The following is a 15,246-nucleotide window of genomic DNA, read 5'->3' on the forward strand; positions in this document are numbered from 1 at the left end:
CCTAATCGCTTACTAGATTAAATTGCGTGATCCTTATATTCATCTGTATGCATATCCAGCCAGTTCGTCACCACTTCAATAAAACGTTGAGCTTCAAGATCATTATGCAGTTCATGATAGCCGTCAGGCCAAGAAACAAAGGTACATGCCTCGCCAAGCCGCTGTGCCACCTGCTCGCTCGCATTATGAGAGGTGATTTTGTCTGCTGCGCCATGAATGAGCAGCAGCGGCACATGCAGCTGTCCGCAATTGGCTATCGCCCATTCGCCTGAATCATGGAGGCTCAGGAAGGTTTTAACCGTAATTCGGGTATGGCACAGCGGATCTCCTTCAATATGGACGGCCTCCTCATAGCCTCGCCGATACAGCTTCCCGCTTCCCAATCCCGTTGATTGCGGCAGCCCTGGCCAAAAGGCAGCCAGCCGCTTCCCCAGCCAAAGCTGGGCACGGGGTGGTGTAAAGGCCAGTCTTAGCCATGGGCTGGAAAGCACGAGCGCCTTCACTGCGGGCTGGAGCCGCAGCGCGCAATTCATCGCGATATTTCCTCCCATGCTGTGCCCATAAAGAAAGATTGGCAGCTCTGGATAGCGCTGCGCTGCCTGCTCCACCAGCATGGCGGCATGGGCTGCCGCATCATCTACAGAAGGCAGATGCCCTCTGGGGCCGGATGAACGGCCGTGGCCTTGCTGATCGAGAGCGATTACAACATATCGAGCCGCAACGAGCTTCGCCGCGTAGGCGCTATATCGTTCACCATGCTCGCCCATTCCATGTATTAGACATAAAACGCCTTTTGGACGCTCCTTATCAGGCTTCCACTCCCTTACGTATAGTTCGGTATCCCCACAACCTTGAAACGTCCATTCCATACGAATCATCCAAGGCACCTCCAGCTGATGAATTATGTTCTATTATAACTCAATATTTTGTCGAAAGAATGGTACAATGAACAAGATTGTAGAAAGAAAGGCTGAGTGAATCATGTACGATATTATAATTGTTGGCGGAGGCCCTTCCGGCCTAATGGCAGCAGTAGCTGCAAGCGCGCACGGAGCCTCTGTTCTTCTTGTTGATAAAGGGGACAAGCTGGGGCGCAAGCTCGGCATTTCCGGAGGCGGACGCTGTAATGTAACGAACGCAAAAGAGATGGATCAGCTCATCCAACATATACCCGGAAACGGGAAGTTTTTATTTAGTGCGCTAAATGCGTTCGGCAATCGCGATATTATCGCCTTTTTCGAAGGGATGGGCATTGCCTTGAAGGAGGAGGACCGCGGCCGGATGTTCCCGGTATCGGACAAAGCCAAAACGGTCGTCGATGCGCTCATTCGCAAAGTCCGCGAGCAAGGTGTCGACATTCGAACGAATACGCCGGTACGCGAAGTTCTTTACAAGGATGGTGCGGTAAAAGGGCTGCTGCTGCAAAATGGTGAAAAGCTCGCAGCGAAAGCCGTCATCATCGCTACGGGAGGCAAATCCGTCCCCCATACCGGTTCAACTGGAGACGGCTACCCTTGGGCGGTCAGCGGCGGGCACACGATTACTGAGCTGTATCCGACAGAAGTGCCTCTCACATCATCCGAGCCCTGGATACGCAGCAAAACACTGCAAGGCATTTCCCTGCGCGAGGTAGAGCTTACGGTATGGAATGCGAAAGGCAAAAAATTGATTACCCATGAAGGCGATATGATCTTCACCCACTTCGGCATATCCGGCCCAACCGCCCTTAGATGCAGCCAGTTCGTCGTCAAAGCGCTCAAACAGGCGGCTAGCAAAGAGCAGCGCGCTTCTGGCACTGCTGAAGGTTCCAGCACAGCAAATGGCAGTATAGGTGACGCAGGCCCTTTAGAATCGATAGAGCATTCAGGAAGCGGAGCAAGGGAGGGTGCTACTGTGCTCCTCACCATCGACTTGCTGCCGGGACGCTCCGAAGCCGAGGTTTATCAGGAAATGATGCAAATGGCGAAGCTGGAGTCGAAAAAAGCGATTAAAAATGTGCTTCGCGGCTATTTGCAGGAGCGGCTGCTGGATTTTCTGCTTCAGCAAAATGGCATCAGCGGCGATATTACGTATGACAATCTTCCCAAGGGGCCGTTTCTTGCGCTCGCTAAGCAAATCAAAGCTTTCCCCGTAAAAGTAAATGGCACGCTGTCCATTGAGGAAGCTTTCGTCACCGGCGGCGGGGTCCATCTGAAGGAAATCGATCCGAAGACGATGGGCTCCAAGCAAAGCGCTGGCCTTTATTTTTGCGGCGAAGTTCTCGATATTCATGGCTACACAGGTGGTTATAACATTACTGCGGCCTTCTCAACAGGCTATAACGCAGGAAAAAGCGCGGCACTGGCTGTCTCAGACAGCTAAAAGACTGCGACGAAATAAAGTACCGCTAATTTGTTGACAAAACTCCCACAACCGTGGCGGTTTTGTCAACAAACCGGGTACTAATTTCCTCGCAGCTCCTAAGCCGCGCTTTTTCTTTTGCCGAAAATGCTGGCTACAGCTCCTCGTTCCAATCCTCATTTACAATATGCGCGGGGATGGTGATGCCATCAAGCGAATAAGTGGTATCTGTGTAAGCGTTCGCATCAATGGCAGCTTCCTGAATAAGCCGCCCGCCATGCACCTGCATAATTTCCAGAGCAGAGATGAGATCATTGCCCTCCATATGAATATGCAGCCTGCCTCCTTCATGCAGAACCGGATCATAGCCAAGCTGCTCCAGCGTATCAAAGGCCATTCCAGCGCTCGTAATATCTGCGAAATCAAACAATAATGCCGAATTCATCGGTTATTTCTCCTTTCGGGCGTTGACTCTATTTGTAGTCTGCCCCAATTTGTTAACGAAGTATGACTAAAGGGTGTTGTCATTTCGAGTTTTTTTCTGCATAATTTAAAATACGAGATATGTCACTTTTAATAACTCTTAATGTAATCAAACATAACCTTGAGATATACCACTGATTGAAGGAGGCATTATTAGCATGCATACGATCTTTTACCAGCTAGCCGACCCGATGATGATTGTGGAATATGATTTTAACCGCTGGTATATTCGCGATATTAACAAAGCCTTCACCGGGCTGTCCGGCTATCGAAAGCATGAGCTTCTAGAGGTCAACCCGGAGGATTTTGTAAAGGATTCGCAGCCCTTCGGGCAGCTGATGGCAAAGCTTATTGAAGATGATCAACTGACGTTCGATTGCGAGCTGACGACGCGCTCTACGATGACGGCAACCGTTCGGCTGAGCTGCCGCAAATTTCAAATGGAAGAGCAAACGTATTACATGCTCGTCTGCAAGGATGTTTCTGCCGAGCGCTGGGGCGATGAATTCGCTGTCGATCATAAAATTATGATGGCCATCGGCATCTCTGAACAATTCCGCATTTTTTCGCTGAAGCGTTATTTCGCTCCGCTTGCCCAGGGCTCAGCTAGTTTCTTGAATCGCAGCATCTTTGATTTGGTTGCCGAGGAGCACCGCGCGCCGCTGCGCCGCATCATGGAACGGGCCAGAAGCATCGGCAAAATCGAGCATTTGGAGCTGCATATGCAGATTGGAGAAGACAAAAACACGGCTAAAGCATTGATTAAGCCGTTTTATTCGGGCAACAGGGCGTTTAACAGCTACTTGATCATGCTCACCGAGCTTAACCAGCAAGCGCCGGAGGAGGACCCTTCCTACAAGCTGAGAATGCTGATGCTGAACAAAAATATTTCCGCTACATCGCTTGCCCGCTCGACGCTCATTTCCTTGACGACCATTTCTAAAATCCGCAATGGCAAAATAAAAAAGCCCCAGCGGCTCACAGCCGAGCTGATCGCCGGCGAGCTGGGGGTAAAGCCGGAAGCAATTTGGAGCAGCTTCAAGCAGTGATTGGGCAGGTGAGCAGATACAGGCTAAATATTCCGTGATTATAAAGTATTTTCTTAGTGCTTAGGCTAAGATAAGTCCCCTGTTTAAGCACTACATGCTACCCGCGTACGTTCTTTAATTAGTAATTGGAAATGGATATAATGAGGAGGACGTAGCCCAAGCGAAGGTGCGGGAGCGTCCTTTTTATTGAACTAACGGGAAGGATAGAGGAACAGGCGGTAAGGTTGTTCTCGAACAGAAGAACAAATTAATGATACGATGTTGTAAATGGAACAGGCTAGTCGAGCCTATTTTCTATTTTCGTGAGGGAGTCGATAAATGGGTATGGGAAGTACGAATCAATGGGATGCGGAATGGGAAGTATCCGAAGAATTAGCTCATAAATTAATAAGCAGTCAGTTTCCACAGTTAGCTTCACAAAGCGTACAAAAACTAGGATACGGCTGGGATAATACTGTTTTTCTTGTTGGGGCCGAATATGTATTTCGCTTTCCAAGAAGAGAAGTTGCAATTAATAGTATAAGGATGGAAGGAAAGGTACTACCTAAGCTTAAAGATTATTGTTCCATTGCATATTCGATACCACTATTTTTTGGGGAAGGGGATTATAATTATCCTGCGCCTTTCCTAGGTTACCCCTATTTATCAGGAAAGTTTCCAATCGGATTAACTGACAAGCAACGTGCGTTATCAGCAACAACGCTCGCGCAATTTTTAAAAAGCTTACATGCATTCCCTGTGCAAATTGCCCAAGAAAATGGAGTTCAACATGACCACAGAAATTTGATTGATATTGCAATGCGTAAAGAAAAGTTGCATAGATTCATTTCCAACCTTGCCCTTCATTTTAGTGAAGAAGAGTATCGTGAATTATCGAACTATTTGGAACAGCTTGGGACTGAAAAAGTGAACCCCAAAAACGTATTCCTCCATGGAGACCTTCATTTTAAAAATATGCTGGTAGACGAGAATGGAATAGTTTCAGGGATTATCGACTGGGGCGATATCAATATCGGACATCCTGCTTGCGACTTGAATGTCGCGTATAGCTTTTTGCCTCCGGATGCACGTTCAGACTTTTTCAAAGAATATGGGGATGTCGATGAAGAAACGAAGATATTAGCTCGATTAATAGCCATATACATTCCCATTTTGATCATGATGCAGGCAATTGATTATAAAGATGAAAAGTTGGTTGCTGAAGCAAAAGCGATCATAAAACGTGCTCTCGCTGATTAAGAAATGTCATTCCGCTAACGGATACGTTAGTACAATATATTGGCTTTTATTACTTTTGAGCAACATGCTAAAATATATTAGTACCAGTTAACCTCTGAGTCTAATGTGGAGCTTAGAAAGACTTTTATAAAGTATTATGATCCGTTCAAGCACGCGAGCAAAATGGGAGTAATCCTTGATGGCGATAAAGTAAGATTAAAGATCCCAGCTAATTTAGAAGATTACGAACGCCAAGCGGATGAGTTAGCTGATGACGATGTCTTATAAACGACGTATCGTACACTGCCTTAGTATAGAACATAAATAGCCCATTGCCTTGTAAATTGGAAACTAAGGAACTTCCAGTTTACGGTGATGGGCCCACTGAATTTTTATAAGCACTACACTACATTAGACCTGCCTATTAAAATAAGCAGCGGCGACCTAGACTTGAGAAATAAAGTCTTAGACAGCCGCTGCTGCCATTAAACCAACGTGTCCCGTTAGTTCAATCATATTAACTCTGAGATAAACATTGGTGTAGCTCCATCCTCTGTATTAAAGCCAAATTCATTATAGAAATCCACTGCATGAGGATACGAAATTAATACTTTTGTTTTACACCCTTTATATCTATCAAGCATTATATTCATCATTTCCTTACCTATACCTCTACTCTGATAACTCGGATTAATAAGCATATAATGAAAATATACCGTTAGAACACCATCTGACAAAGCATTTATTAAACCGACAAGCTTTCCTCCTTCCCAAGCGGTAACAATTGAATGCGACCCTCCGATTGCTTGTAAAAGCTCGTTTGGATACTTGCCAGATTCCCATTCTACCGAAAGAAATAACTCTTGGAGTGCATCCTTAGTGATATCCTCTTTGCTTGAAGTGTAATAAATACTCACCCCTATACCTTCCTTTCCTAAAACTAACTACGGCACAACATCTGTTGTAAACTCCCATATTTCAATGGTTTTGCAATCCTTACGAAGCCATAAAATAATACCGACAAAGCAATTTTGGATTTCTCAAATTGAATAATTACTTTATTTACTTCATTATATTATTAAAAATATGTATAGAAAATGGATTAACTGAAGTGGAATTTGTATTTATTCACATTTCTCATATTCATTCCACAAAAAAAGCCGCTTCTCCTGAAACACAGAAGAAACGGCAGCCATATGTGTTCTTGCGGGTAACCTCGTTAACCGCGGTAAGCGGCTAACGCTTCGTTCAAACTGCGCGTTTGGACATAAACCTGCTGATAAATGCGGAACAACCCTTTATAAGCTTCAACCGCTTCAGGCTGCGGCAAATATTGCTCGGCATGCTTTACGAACTTCGCTGCACAAGCCTCCAGGCTTTCAAACCAGCCGCTGCCATAAGCAGCAAGCATAGCTGCGCCGAGGCCAGGCCCCTGCTCGTTTTCGAGCGCTACTACCTTCGCGTCAAAAATGTCCGCCTGCATTTGCAGCCAAACCGGGTTTTGCGCTCCTCCGCCAATCGATACAATCGTATCGACCGTCTTGCCAGCCGCACGGAACATATCGACCGATTCATGCAGCGAGAACGTAATGCCCTCCATCACGGCACGGGCAAAATGAACCCGCTCATGCGAGCCATCCACGCCGATAAAGCTGGCGCGAATAAGCGAATCCGGATGCGGCGTACGCTCGCCAACAAGATAAGGCGTAAACAATAGACCGCCTGCTCCCGGCTGCACTTCTCCGATACCTGCAAGCAGCTCATCAAAGGATTCGCTTGGCGCAAACGTATTCTTAAACCAGCTCAGGCTGTAGCCTGCCGCCAGCGTCACGCCCATTGCGTAGAAGGAATCTTCCTTCCCGTGATTGAAAAAATGCACCTTGCCGGCAAAATCCTTATTTTTGTCATTTTCATAGGACAAAATAACGCCGGACGTGCCGATGCTGCATAGCGTCAAGCCTTCGCTCAAAATGCCAGCGCCGATGGCGCCGCAAGCATTGTCAGCTCCGCCAGCGAACACCTTTACCGTTGCTGGCAGTCCTGTGCGCTGTGCCAATTCAGCAAGCAGCGTACCCGTCTGGCCATGCGACTCGGCGAGCGGCGGACAGAAGCTTGCCGGCAGCTCAAATGCGGCCAGCACCTCTTCACTCCAGCGCTTCGCTGCTACATCCAGCAGCAACGTGCCCGCTGCATCGGAATAATCCATGTGTTGCTCGCCTGTCAGGCGATAGCGCACATAATCTTTAGGCAGCAGGAACAGCTCTGCCTGTTCGAAAGCAGCAGGCTCATGCTCGCGCACCCAAAGAATTTTCGGCAATGTAAAGCCTTCCAGTGCTGGGTTGCGCGTAATGCCGAGCAGCTTGTCGCCAAGCGTACGCTCGATTTCACGGCATTGCGCCGTTGTACGAGTATCATTCCAGAGAATGGCATTGCGCACGGGATTGCCAGCACCGTTCAGCAGCACAAGCCCGTGCATTTGACCGGAGAAGCTGATGCCCTCAATTTGCGCGCTTGCTTCTGGCCCAATGGCAGCAGCCAGCTCGCCAAGCGCTTCAAGCGTTGCATCGACCCAATCATCAGGCGTCTGCTCGCTCCAGCCCGTATGCTCATGATAAAGCGGATAGCTGCGGGAAGCTTCGCCCGCAACCGTGCCTTCTTTATTAATGAGGAGCGCCTTGACGGCGCTCGTACCTAAATCTATTCCAATGACATAGCTCATAGCCGAAGTCCTCCCGACTTAAACGCTGAAAATAACTTCGCTCAGTTGCAGTCTAATGCGCTCTTGACGACCGGACTCCAGACGGATCGGGTTGTTTTGCAGCGCGTATTGCTCAAGCGAAGCCAAAGTCGCTTTGCCGGAAACGATGTCAGCGCCGATGCCTTCTTTGAACGTACGGTAACGGTTGTCTACGATGCCATCCAGAATTTTTTCTTCCGTCAGCTTCGCAGCTGCTTTCAGGCCCCATGCAAACGTGTCCATACCCGCAATGTGGCCTAGGAACAGATCGTCCGCTTCGAAAGATGCACGACGAACTTTCGCATCAAAGTTAACGCCGCCACGGCCGATGCCGCCAGCTTTCAGCACTTCAAACATGGTCAGTGTAGTGGAATAAAGATCTGTCGGGAATTCATCAGTATCCCAACCCAGCAGCAAATCGCCTTGGTTCGCATCAAGGGAGCCGAGCATGCCGTTGATAGCTGCTGTACGGATTTCGTGCTCGAACGTGTGGCCTGCAAGTGTCGCATGGTTCGCTTCAAGGTTCAGCTTGAAGTCGTTGTGCAGGTTGTATTTGCGCAGGAACGAAATCGTTGTTGCTGCATCAAAATCATATTGGTGCTTCGTTGGCTCTTTCGGTTTAGGCTCGATCAGGAATTGCGCGTCGAAGCCAATTTCTTTCGCATAAGCAAGCGCCATTTCGTACAGGCGTGCAAGGTTATCCAGCTCGAAGCCCATATCTGTGTTTAGCAAGGTTTCGTAGCCTTCGCGGCCGCCCCAGAAAACATAGTTTTCAGCGCCAAGCTCTTTACCGACTTCAAGGCCTTTTTTCAGCTGTGCGCCAGCATAGGCATAAACATCAGCGTTGCAGGTTGTGCCAGCGCCATGAACGAAACGCGGGTGCGAGAACATGTTAACGGTGTTCCATAGCAATTTTTTGCCGGAAGTTTTCATGTTTTCTTTCAACAGGCCTACGATAACATCGAGGTTTTTGTTCGTTTCTTGCAGCGTAGCGCCTTCTGGAGCGATGTCTACATCATGGAAGCAGTAGAACGGAATGTTCAGCTTATCCATGAATTCAAAGTTAGCTTCTACGCGCGCTTTTGCACGGTCAAGACCGTCAAGCTTATCCCACTCGCGGAACATTGTTGCCGAACCGAAAGGATCTGTACCGTTAGCGTTAAAAGTGTGCCAGTAAGCAACAGCGAAGCGCAGGTGCTCTTCCATTGTTTTGCCAAGAATGACTTGCTCCGGGTTATAGTGTTTGAATGCAAACGGATTGTCCGAACCTTTGCCCTCAAATTGAATTTTGCCAATGTTAGAAAAATAGCTCATTTTTATAAAACCTCCTGATTATGGTTTGGGATAAATCTTAGTTTCAAATCTGATGATGTAAACGCTCCCCAACAGCATAACACGATCAAACTTAGTTTGTCTATTGACTAAACTAAGTTTTTTTGTGCTAAAATAGTCCTATTAATCCTTACTAAGGATTCCGCTTGCATTTCATCATGACAGGAGTTTTTTCGACTGCTGGGCGGTCATACCTTTTACGCCTGTGATACAATACACTACATGGATTTTTAGATGGACGGAGGCAAACTGTTGAAACTGAAGACGACCGGCGACTTGGCGCTTATCAAAAAAATGAATACCGCGATTGTGCTGGAGGCCGTTATTAAGCATGCCCCCCTCTCTCGCGCTCAAATATCTGAACGGACCGGACTTAATAAAGCGACCGTATCCAGCCTTGTGCAGGATCTGATCGACAATCATCTCGTTTTTGAAAATGGCCCCGGCGAGTCCAGCGGCGGACGCAAGCCCGTCATGCTGCTGTTTAATGGACAAGCCGGACATGCCATCGGCATTGACCTTGGCGTCAACTATATGCGCGGCGTGTTAACCGATCTGCAAGGGACTGTCATTAGCGAGCGGCAGCTTACCTTCAAAAAGCGCGAGCAGGAATTTGCCCTGAGCCAGCTCATCGCCTTTATTGAGGAGCTGGCTTCACAAGCTCCGAGCAGCCATTATGGCCTGATCGGCATCGGTGTTGGCGCGCCGGGTATCGTCGATGACAAAGGTGCACTTCTGTTCGCGCCTAACCTCGAATGGCAGCAGGTTGAGCTGCAGCAGATGCTGGAAGCGCGCTTTGGGCTGCCTGTGACCATCGACAATGAAGCGAATGCCGGCGCTCAGGGCGAGCAGAAATACGGCGCGGGGCGCGGCATCGCCAACCAAATTTACGTCAGTGTCGGCATCGGCATCGGGACCGGCATTATTTTAAACAAGGAGCTCTATAAAGGGGCTTCCGGCTTTTCCGGCGAGCTGGGACATTTGTCGATTGAATATGGCGGCAAGCCGTGCCGCTGCGGCAATCAGGGATGTTGGGAGCTTTATGCTTCCGAAAATGCGCTGCTGGAGCAGGCCGAGCCGCTTGGCTTTGAATCGCTTGAGGAGCTGATTGCTGCCGCAGAGGCAGGAAACCGCGAGGTGCAGGCGTTATTTTATGCCATTGGCGAATATTTGGGCGTAGGCATTTCCAACATTGTGAATGTGTTTAATCCAAACGTTGTGATCATCGGCAACCGCATGAGCCGCGCACAAGCTTGGCTGGAGGAAGCGATTCACGCCTCTATCGCCCGCCGCACACTCAGCTATCACCGCGAGAAGCTGCAAATTTTGTTCGCCGAATTGCAGGATCAGTCTGCCGTTCGCGGAGCCGCTTATTATGCGATTAGTGCTTTTTTTGCGAAGGTTAAGAGCGGACAGCCGATTTAAAGAGCTTGAAAATAACTTTTATCCATAAGACCATTACTCAGTTATATGTTTGATATTTAAGAAGTAACTATTATCTCCACAAAGAAAGGTTAGCATAACTGATTCGAGCAGGATATCGCTTAAATCAGTTACTTTCTATAGCCGCGAAAACGGTAAAATCCACGCGAACGTAAACGCACCGGGTTCCATTGCAACCGGAATGACGGCTAATCTGGGCACGCTTGATCCACTTGGAACTCTACATTTGGCAATCTTGGCCCTTTCCATGGTGGCAAAGCGGACGATATTGCGAATACAGCTCTTTTCCTCGCGTCAGACGAGTCGAAGTTCATCAATGGCGCTGTCATTGCAGTGGACGGCGCTTGGACATCCCGATAAGAACTTATAGTAATATTCTTAAATCAGGTTCATTCATGCATTCTTTGTTACTCGTTTGACGATATCATTTGAAACGAAGTGATCTTCACGATTATATTCCGGCGAATTGTGGTTTTACATTACCACGGTTCGCCATCACCATGTAAATCCACAACCGCTTCGGTTGTGGATTTTTCACATTTTAAGCAGCCCCTGCACCGATCACTGGGTTCGATCACAATTATCATTACAATAGATAACGTCCATCATGAAAAACCAAACCTATACATATCCAAGTTCTAATTATCAAAAGAATTATTAATTTTTCAACCTAAATCAATATAATTTCTTAATAGTTAATGAGTTTTAAATTTACATAGCACTGTTATATTACTCGTTGGACAATCATTTTATTAAGGGGAGTAGGAAAAGTAATGAAAATCAGAGCATGGCGCAAGGCAATAGTAACCTTATCATTGGTAACGTTGCTGGCAGGAGGATTAAGTCCCGGTTTTGTTCAAAATGATCATGTCTATGCAGCAGATGTGATTACGCCTTCTGTCATAGTAGAGGATTTTGAAGATGGAATCTCAGATGTGAAATTTAATCCGAAACGGATGTATGAGGCTACGCTGCACCTGGAGGATAACAAGAAGCATGTAAGAAATGGACAATATTCGGCTAGAATTGATTACGATATGATCGGGATAGTGGATAACCCGTCTCAAATCGAAGTAGGATATAAAACAGGAAACATCCCCTTAACAGGTTATCCTACTAAAGTAGGCATGTGGGTTTATGGAAACAATGAAGGACATTTGCTAACAACAAAATTTAGAGATCAAGGCGGCTCCTCTTTCCAGGCAGAGTTCTATGACGCAAATCAAACGGGTATCAACTGGTCTGGTTGGAAATATATTGAGGCTGCTGTTCCGCAGGGCAAGCCAGGTCCAATTGTCCTTGAATTGTTTTTCCAATTGAAACAATCGAATATGAGCAAAAAAAATAAAGGCTCGATTTGGGTAGATGATATTACCTTTATCTATGAGGATTCGGATGAGGATAAAGACGTACCTGCCATTAAACCTATAGCCCCTGTGGAGAATGACGTATTAAACGCTCCGCTTGATGAATTAAAGGTTGAGCTAACCGATAACGGAACAGGTCTAGATTTAGACACGTTATCGGTTCTTTTGGATGGAACGGATATTACAGATGGAGCAAGCTATTCTTCTGACACTGGTTTATTAACCTATCCAGGAGAAAATGTGGATGGCGGTTATCACGAGCTTGTTGTTGACGTGAAGGATAAGGCCGGCAACCCAGCAAGCAAAACATATGCTTTTACGATAAATGCAGGTGAACGTCTATTCATGACTTCTGCCGAAGAAGCAGTCAGTAATGAAATTTACCCTGTTCAAGTCAGCATCAAAGACTACTTAAATGCACAATCGGCAAAATTCGCATTAAATTATGATGCAAGCACTCTTCAAGTTGAAAGCATTACTCAGGCGGCTGGAGTTGCCTTAGACTCAAATATCGACAATGATCACGGAATGGTTCAGGTAGCACTTGATAACCTAACAGCCGCAGCCCATGGTGTCGTTACGGTTAACTTTAGAGTGAGCTCTCATGCCATTTTAGAGCGTGGTGAAAATTACAAAACCATAACCATGAGTAATCCTAATCTTACAGCGGGCGGAGTTCAGACTAGCTCGCCGCTAGCTTCCCCCCTCCACTATACAATCGCATTTCCATATCAGCTAGCAATGGCGGGAGTAGGTTTGGGCACATCGTCTACTTTTACCGTATTAGACCGTGATGGCAAACCTTATGAAGGTGCGGATATTGTTTTCACTGGATTATTAAAGCAAAGCTCGGTTGTTACAGTTAACACGGTAACGTCTAGTGTATATGAGGATGATGATACTTCTTCTGATGTCTTAATGGTTGCAAAAGCTGGAGAACGCTTCTATGCTTCAGCTGAAGCCGAGGATGGATTATTCGAAGTTATTCTCGCAGATGGCCAAACAACAGGCTATATCTCTGAAGCCGATGTTAGCAGTCAATTACTGAGCAGCAGCCTCGGTAAAACAGATGCTAAAGGCCAATTAACGACAGACCTGACTACACTGGCACTTGGAACCTATCAGGTTCAAGCTGTCATCGGGGATAAGAACAGTAAGGTTGTCCATTACGAAGTTGTTGAGCAGTATGGGACGAATGAACCGCAATATGTACAGACCTATGTGACAGAGGATATGTCTTCACAACTGAGCGCCGCTTGGCAAACAAAGCCAGATCAAACTTCTACTTATATTCAATACATCGAAGCTAGTGAATGGGGAGCAGGAGAAAACCCCGATTTCAACCATGTACAACAAAAGCAAGCTGAAAGCGAGCTTCAAGTGCTGAGCATGAAGGAAAATGGAACGAAGGGCGAGATTCGCTTTCACAATGTCCTGATTGAAGGCTTGAAAGCAGACACTGCTTATAAATATCGTGTAGGCTATGAGGGCAATTGGTCGGAGTGGCATGAATATTCTACTATAGACCAGAACAAGTCCACCCCGACCTCCTTCTTGTTTATTACGGATTCACATACGAATCAATCACAAGGCATACAGGCTTATCAAGAACTAATGACTAGCGCTTTGACACAATATCCATCAACGCAGTTTATTATGCATGGCGGAGATATGGTTGATGTAGGCGGCGCATTTGAAGAATGGCAGAAGTTCTGGCAAGCTTCTTCGGTCTATGCAGCAACCCTTCCAACAGCTCTAACATTGGGTAATCATGATGTGAAGAGCGAAGGAAAGGAAGTATTTACTAAAGGTGCGAATTTTCCAAAGAACGGACCCGCATCCCAACTGCAATATGCTTATTCTTATGAGGTCGATGATACTCATTTCGTCGTATTGAACTCAGAAGGCACAGAGGAACAAATGATTGAACAAGCAGCATGGTTGAAAGAAGACTTGGATCAAAATGATAAAAAGTGGACGATTGCTATGTTCCACCGTCCTGCCTACCATACGGAAAATGGCCGAGAATCCCTTGTGGAATATACCCAAACGTATTTTGCGCCTATTTTGGAAGAAAAGAAAGTTGATTTGGTTCTAGTTGGCCACGATCATGTGTATGCCCGCACCTATCCCATGCTGGAGGGCAAGCCGAATAAAGCTACAAATGAAGGTACTGTATACCTGGATGGCGGTGCTTCGGGCTGGAAATTCTATGATGGCACCCAGTATAATTATTTGAATTTTATATTTGATGAAGACGTTCCTGTATATTCCGCTATTGAAATTACCGATGATAAGATTCGTGTGGAAGCACGTACGAGTGCAGGGAATATCCTAGATGAGTTTTCCGTTGTGAAAACAACGGATAATGAGCCTTCGACACCAACACCGACACCAACACCGACACCAACACCGACTCCGACGCCAACGCCAACGTCGCCATCTACATGGACACCAGTAACAACACCAACGCCAGTACCGACGTCGACGCCAGTACCAACGCCAACGCCGGCACAGACACCAACGCCTTCGACGCTGGTCTTCAACGACAAGGTAGATGTAGACGTAGTTAAAGCTATCGTAGAAAAAGGACAATCTGCTCCTAGCGTAAGCTTTACGGACGTTCCAGCAGCTTCATGGAGTGCAACAGCAGTCGAGCGTGCCGCTAAGATGGGCATTGTAACAGGGTACAGTGATGGCTCTTATCATCCCAATGCAAAGGTAACTCGCGCTGAGTTCGCTACAATGCTTGCGAAAGCTTTCGGACTTGCGGATGCGAGCAGCTCCTCCTTCTCTGACACACAAGGGCATTGGGCCTCAGCAGCGATTGCAGCCTTACAGGCTAAAGGGATAATTACGGGATACAGTGATGGCTCTTTCCATCCTAATCAAGAAATTTCCCGCGCTGAGATCGTTGCAATGCTTGCTCGGTTGACGAACTATGCTCCTAATATATCCAATCCATTCTCGGATGCAACTGCGAATTGGGCCTCTGAACAAATTAGTGCTTTTGCAGCTGCGGGTATTGTAAGTGGCAAAGGCAACGGCTTGTTCAAGCCGAATGAATCGGCTTCCCGCGCAGAGTCCGTTGCGATGATCATTCGCTTGTTGGATAAATTGCTCGCACAGTAAATACAAAGTAATCATTTTCAAATAGCGGAATCCAAAACCATAGTCGGAACGGGGCTGTGGTTTTGGCGTTTCTGCTGTCAATTATAAGCTTGCCTTCAAGCTGAAATTTCATAAATAAATAACTCCACGCTAGGGCAGACTTACT

The 15,246-nt window shown here is 46.9% G+C and carries 11 protein-coding genes; 6 read left to right on the forward strand and 5 right to left on the reverse strand.

Going from position 1 to position 15,246, the window contains the following annotated elements; translation table 11 throughout:
- Window positions 1-17: 17 nt before the first annotated feature.
- Complete coding sequence (locus tag BBD42_RS02260; RefSeq protein WP_099516814.1) at window positions 18-878, reverse strand: alpha/beta hydrolase; 861 nt, start codon at window positions 876-878, stop codon at window positions 18-20.
- Window positions 879-978: 100 nt separating this feature from the next.
- Here BBD42_RS02260 and BBD42_RS32080 point away from each other — a divergent pair, with 100 nt between their 5' ends.
- Window positions 979-2,361 carry a BaiN/RdsA family NAD(P)/FAD-dependent oxidoreductase gene (locus BBD42_RS32080; RefSeq protein WP_237163487.1) on the forward strand — a complete coding sequence of 461 codons (1,383 nt, stop codon included), beginning with the start codon at window positions 979-981 and terminating at the stop codon, window positions 2,359-2,361.
- Between the two features lie 133 nt (window positions 2,362-2,494).
- On the opposite strand, the gene BBD42_RS02270 is transcribed toward BBD42_RS32080, so the two are convergent.
- On the reverse strand, window positions 2,495-2,785 hold the full coding sequence (locus BBD42_RS02270; RefSeq protein WP_099516815.1) for a hypothetical protein: 291 nt from the start codon (window positions 2,783-2,785) through the stop codon (window positions 2,495-2,497).
- 196 nt (window positions 2,786-2,981) lie between these two features.
- Here BBD42_RS02270 and BBD42_RS02275 point away from each other — a divergent pair, with 196 nt between their 5' ends.
- Together BBD42_RS02275 and BBD42_RS02280 are read left to right on the forward strand one after the other, a co-directional pair.
- Window positions 2,982-3,872, forward strand: a complete 891-nt coding sequence (locus BBD42_RS02275; RefSeq protein WP_099516816.1) for a helix-turn-helix domain-containing protein — start codon at window positions 2,982-2,984, stop codon at window positions 3,870-3,872.
- A gap of 324 nt (window positions 3,873-4,196) precedes the next feature.
- Window positions 4,197-5,111 (forward strand): phosphotransferase, encoded by a 915-nt coding sequence (locus tag BBD42_RS02280; protein WP_099521405.1) that lies wholly within the window; start codon window positions 4,197-4,199, stop codon window positions 5,109-5,111.
- A gap of 491 nt (window positions 5,112-5,602) precedes the next feature.
- Here the strand turns inward: BBD42_RS02280 and BBD42_RS02290 are convergent, their stop codons facing one another.
- From BBD42_RS02290 to xylA, 3 genes are all read right to left on the reverse strand, one after another.
- Window positions 5,603-6,007: a GNAT family N-acetyltransferase gene (locus tag BBD42_RS02290; RefSeq protein WP_099516817.1), complete on the reverse strand. Its 405-nt coding sequence runs from the start codon at window positions 6,005-6,007 to the stop codon at window positions 5,603-5,605.
- Window positions 6,008-6,309: 302 nt separating this feature from the next.
- A complete protein-coding gene (gene xylB, locus BBD42_RS02295) occupies window positions 6,310-7,809 on the reverse strand; it encodes a xylulokinase (protein WP_099516818.1) in 1,500 nt (499 codons plus the stop codon).
- An 18-nt stretch (window positions 7,810-7,827) separates the two neighbouring features.
- On the reverse strand, window positions 7,828-9,141 hold the full coding sequence (xylA, locus tag BBD42_RS02300) for a xylose isomerase (RefSeq protein ID WP_099516819.1): 1,314 nt from the start codon (window positions 9,139-9,141) through the stop codon (window positions 7,828-7,830).
- Between the two features lie 252 nt (window positions 9,142-9,393).
- Between xylA and BBD42_RS02305 the strand changes: the two genes are divergently transcribed.
- The 3 genes from BBD42_RS02305 (at window position 9,394) to BBD42_RS02315 (ending at window position 15,101) form a co-directional block, all read left to right on the forward strand.
- Entirely contained in the window at window positions 9,394-10,584 is a 1,191-nt protein-coding gene (locus BBD42_RS02305) for an ROK family transcriptional regulator (protein WP_099516820.1), read from the forward strand.
- Window positions 10,585-10,869: 285 nt separating this feature from the next.
- Window positions 10,870-10,962: an SDR family oxidoreductase gene (locus BBD42_RS32085; protein WP_481855959.1), complete on the forward strand. Its 93-nt coding sequence runs from the start codon at window positions 10,870-10,872 to the stop codon at window positions 10,960-10,962.
- A gap of 413 nt (window positions 10,963-11,375) precedes the next feature.
- Window positions 11,376-15,101 carry an S-layer homology domain-containing protein gene (locus BBD42_RS02315; RefSeq protein ID WP_099516821.1) on the forward strand — a complete coding sequence of 1,242 codons (3,726 nt, stop codon included), beginning with the start codon at window positions 11,376-11,378 and terminating at the stop codon, window positions 15,099-15,101.
- The last annotated feature ends 145 nt before the right edge of the window (window positions 15,102-15,246 follow it).

The organism is Paenibacillus sp. BIHB 4019 (assembly GCF_002741035.1).
Lineage (GTDB): Bacteria > Bacillota > Bacilli > Paenibacillales > Paenibacillaceae > Pristimantibacillus.

Bases quoted from the DNA above. Each gene is read 5' to 3' on its own strand.
- BBD42_RS02260 (WP_099516814.1), bottom strand. From the start codon at position 878: ATGATTCGTATGGAATGGACGTTTCAAGGTTGTGGGGATACCGAACTA.
- BBD42_RS02270 (WP_099516815.1), bottom strand. From the start codon at position 2,785: ATGAATTCGGCATTATTGTTTGATTTCGCAGATATTACGAGCGCTGGA.
- BBD42_RS02275 (WP_099516816.1), top strand. From the start codon at position 2,982: ATGCATACGATCTTTTACCAGCTAGCCGACCCGATGATGATTGTGGAA.
- BBD42_RS02280 (WP_099521405.1), top strand. From the start codon at position 4,197: ATGGGAAGTACGAATCAATGGGATGCGGAATGGGAAGTATCCGAAGAA.
- xylB (WP_099516818.1), bottom strand. From the start codon at position 7,809: ATGAGCTATGTCATTGGAATAGATTTAGGTACGAGCGCCGTCAAGGCG.
- xylA (WP_099516819.1), bottom strand. From the start codon at position 9,141: ATGAGCTATTTTTCTAACATTGGCAAAATTCAATTTGAGGGCAAAGGT.
- BBD42_RS02305 (WP_099516820.1), top strand. From the start codon at position 9,394: ATGGACGGAGGCAAACTGTTGAAACTGAAGACGACCGGCGACTTGGCG.
- BBD42_RS02315 (WP_099516821.1), top strand. From the start codon at position 11,376: ATGAAAATCAGAGCATGGCGCAAGGCAATAGTAACCTTATCATTGGTA.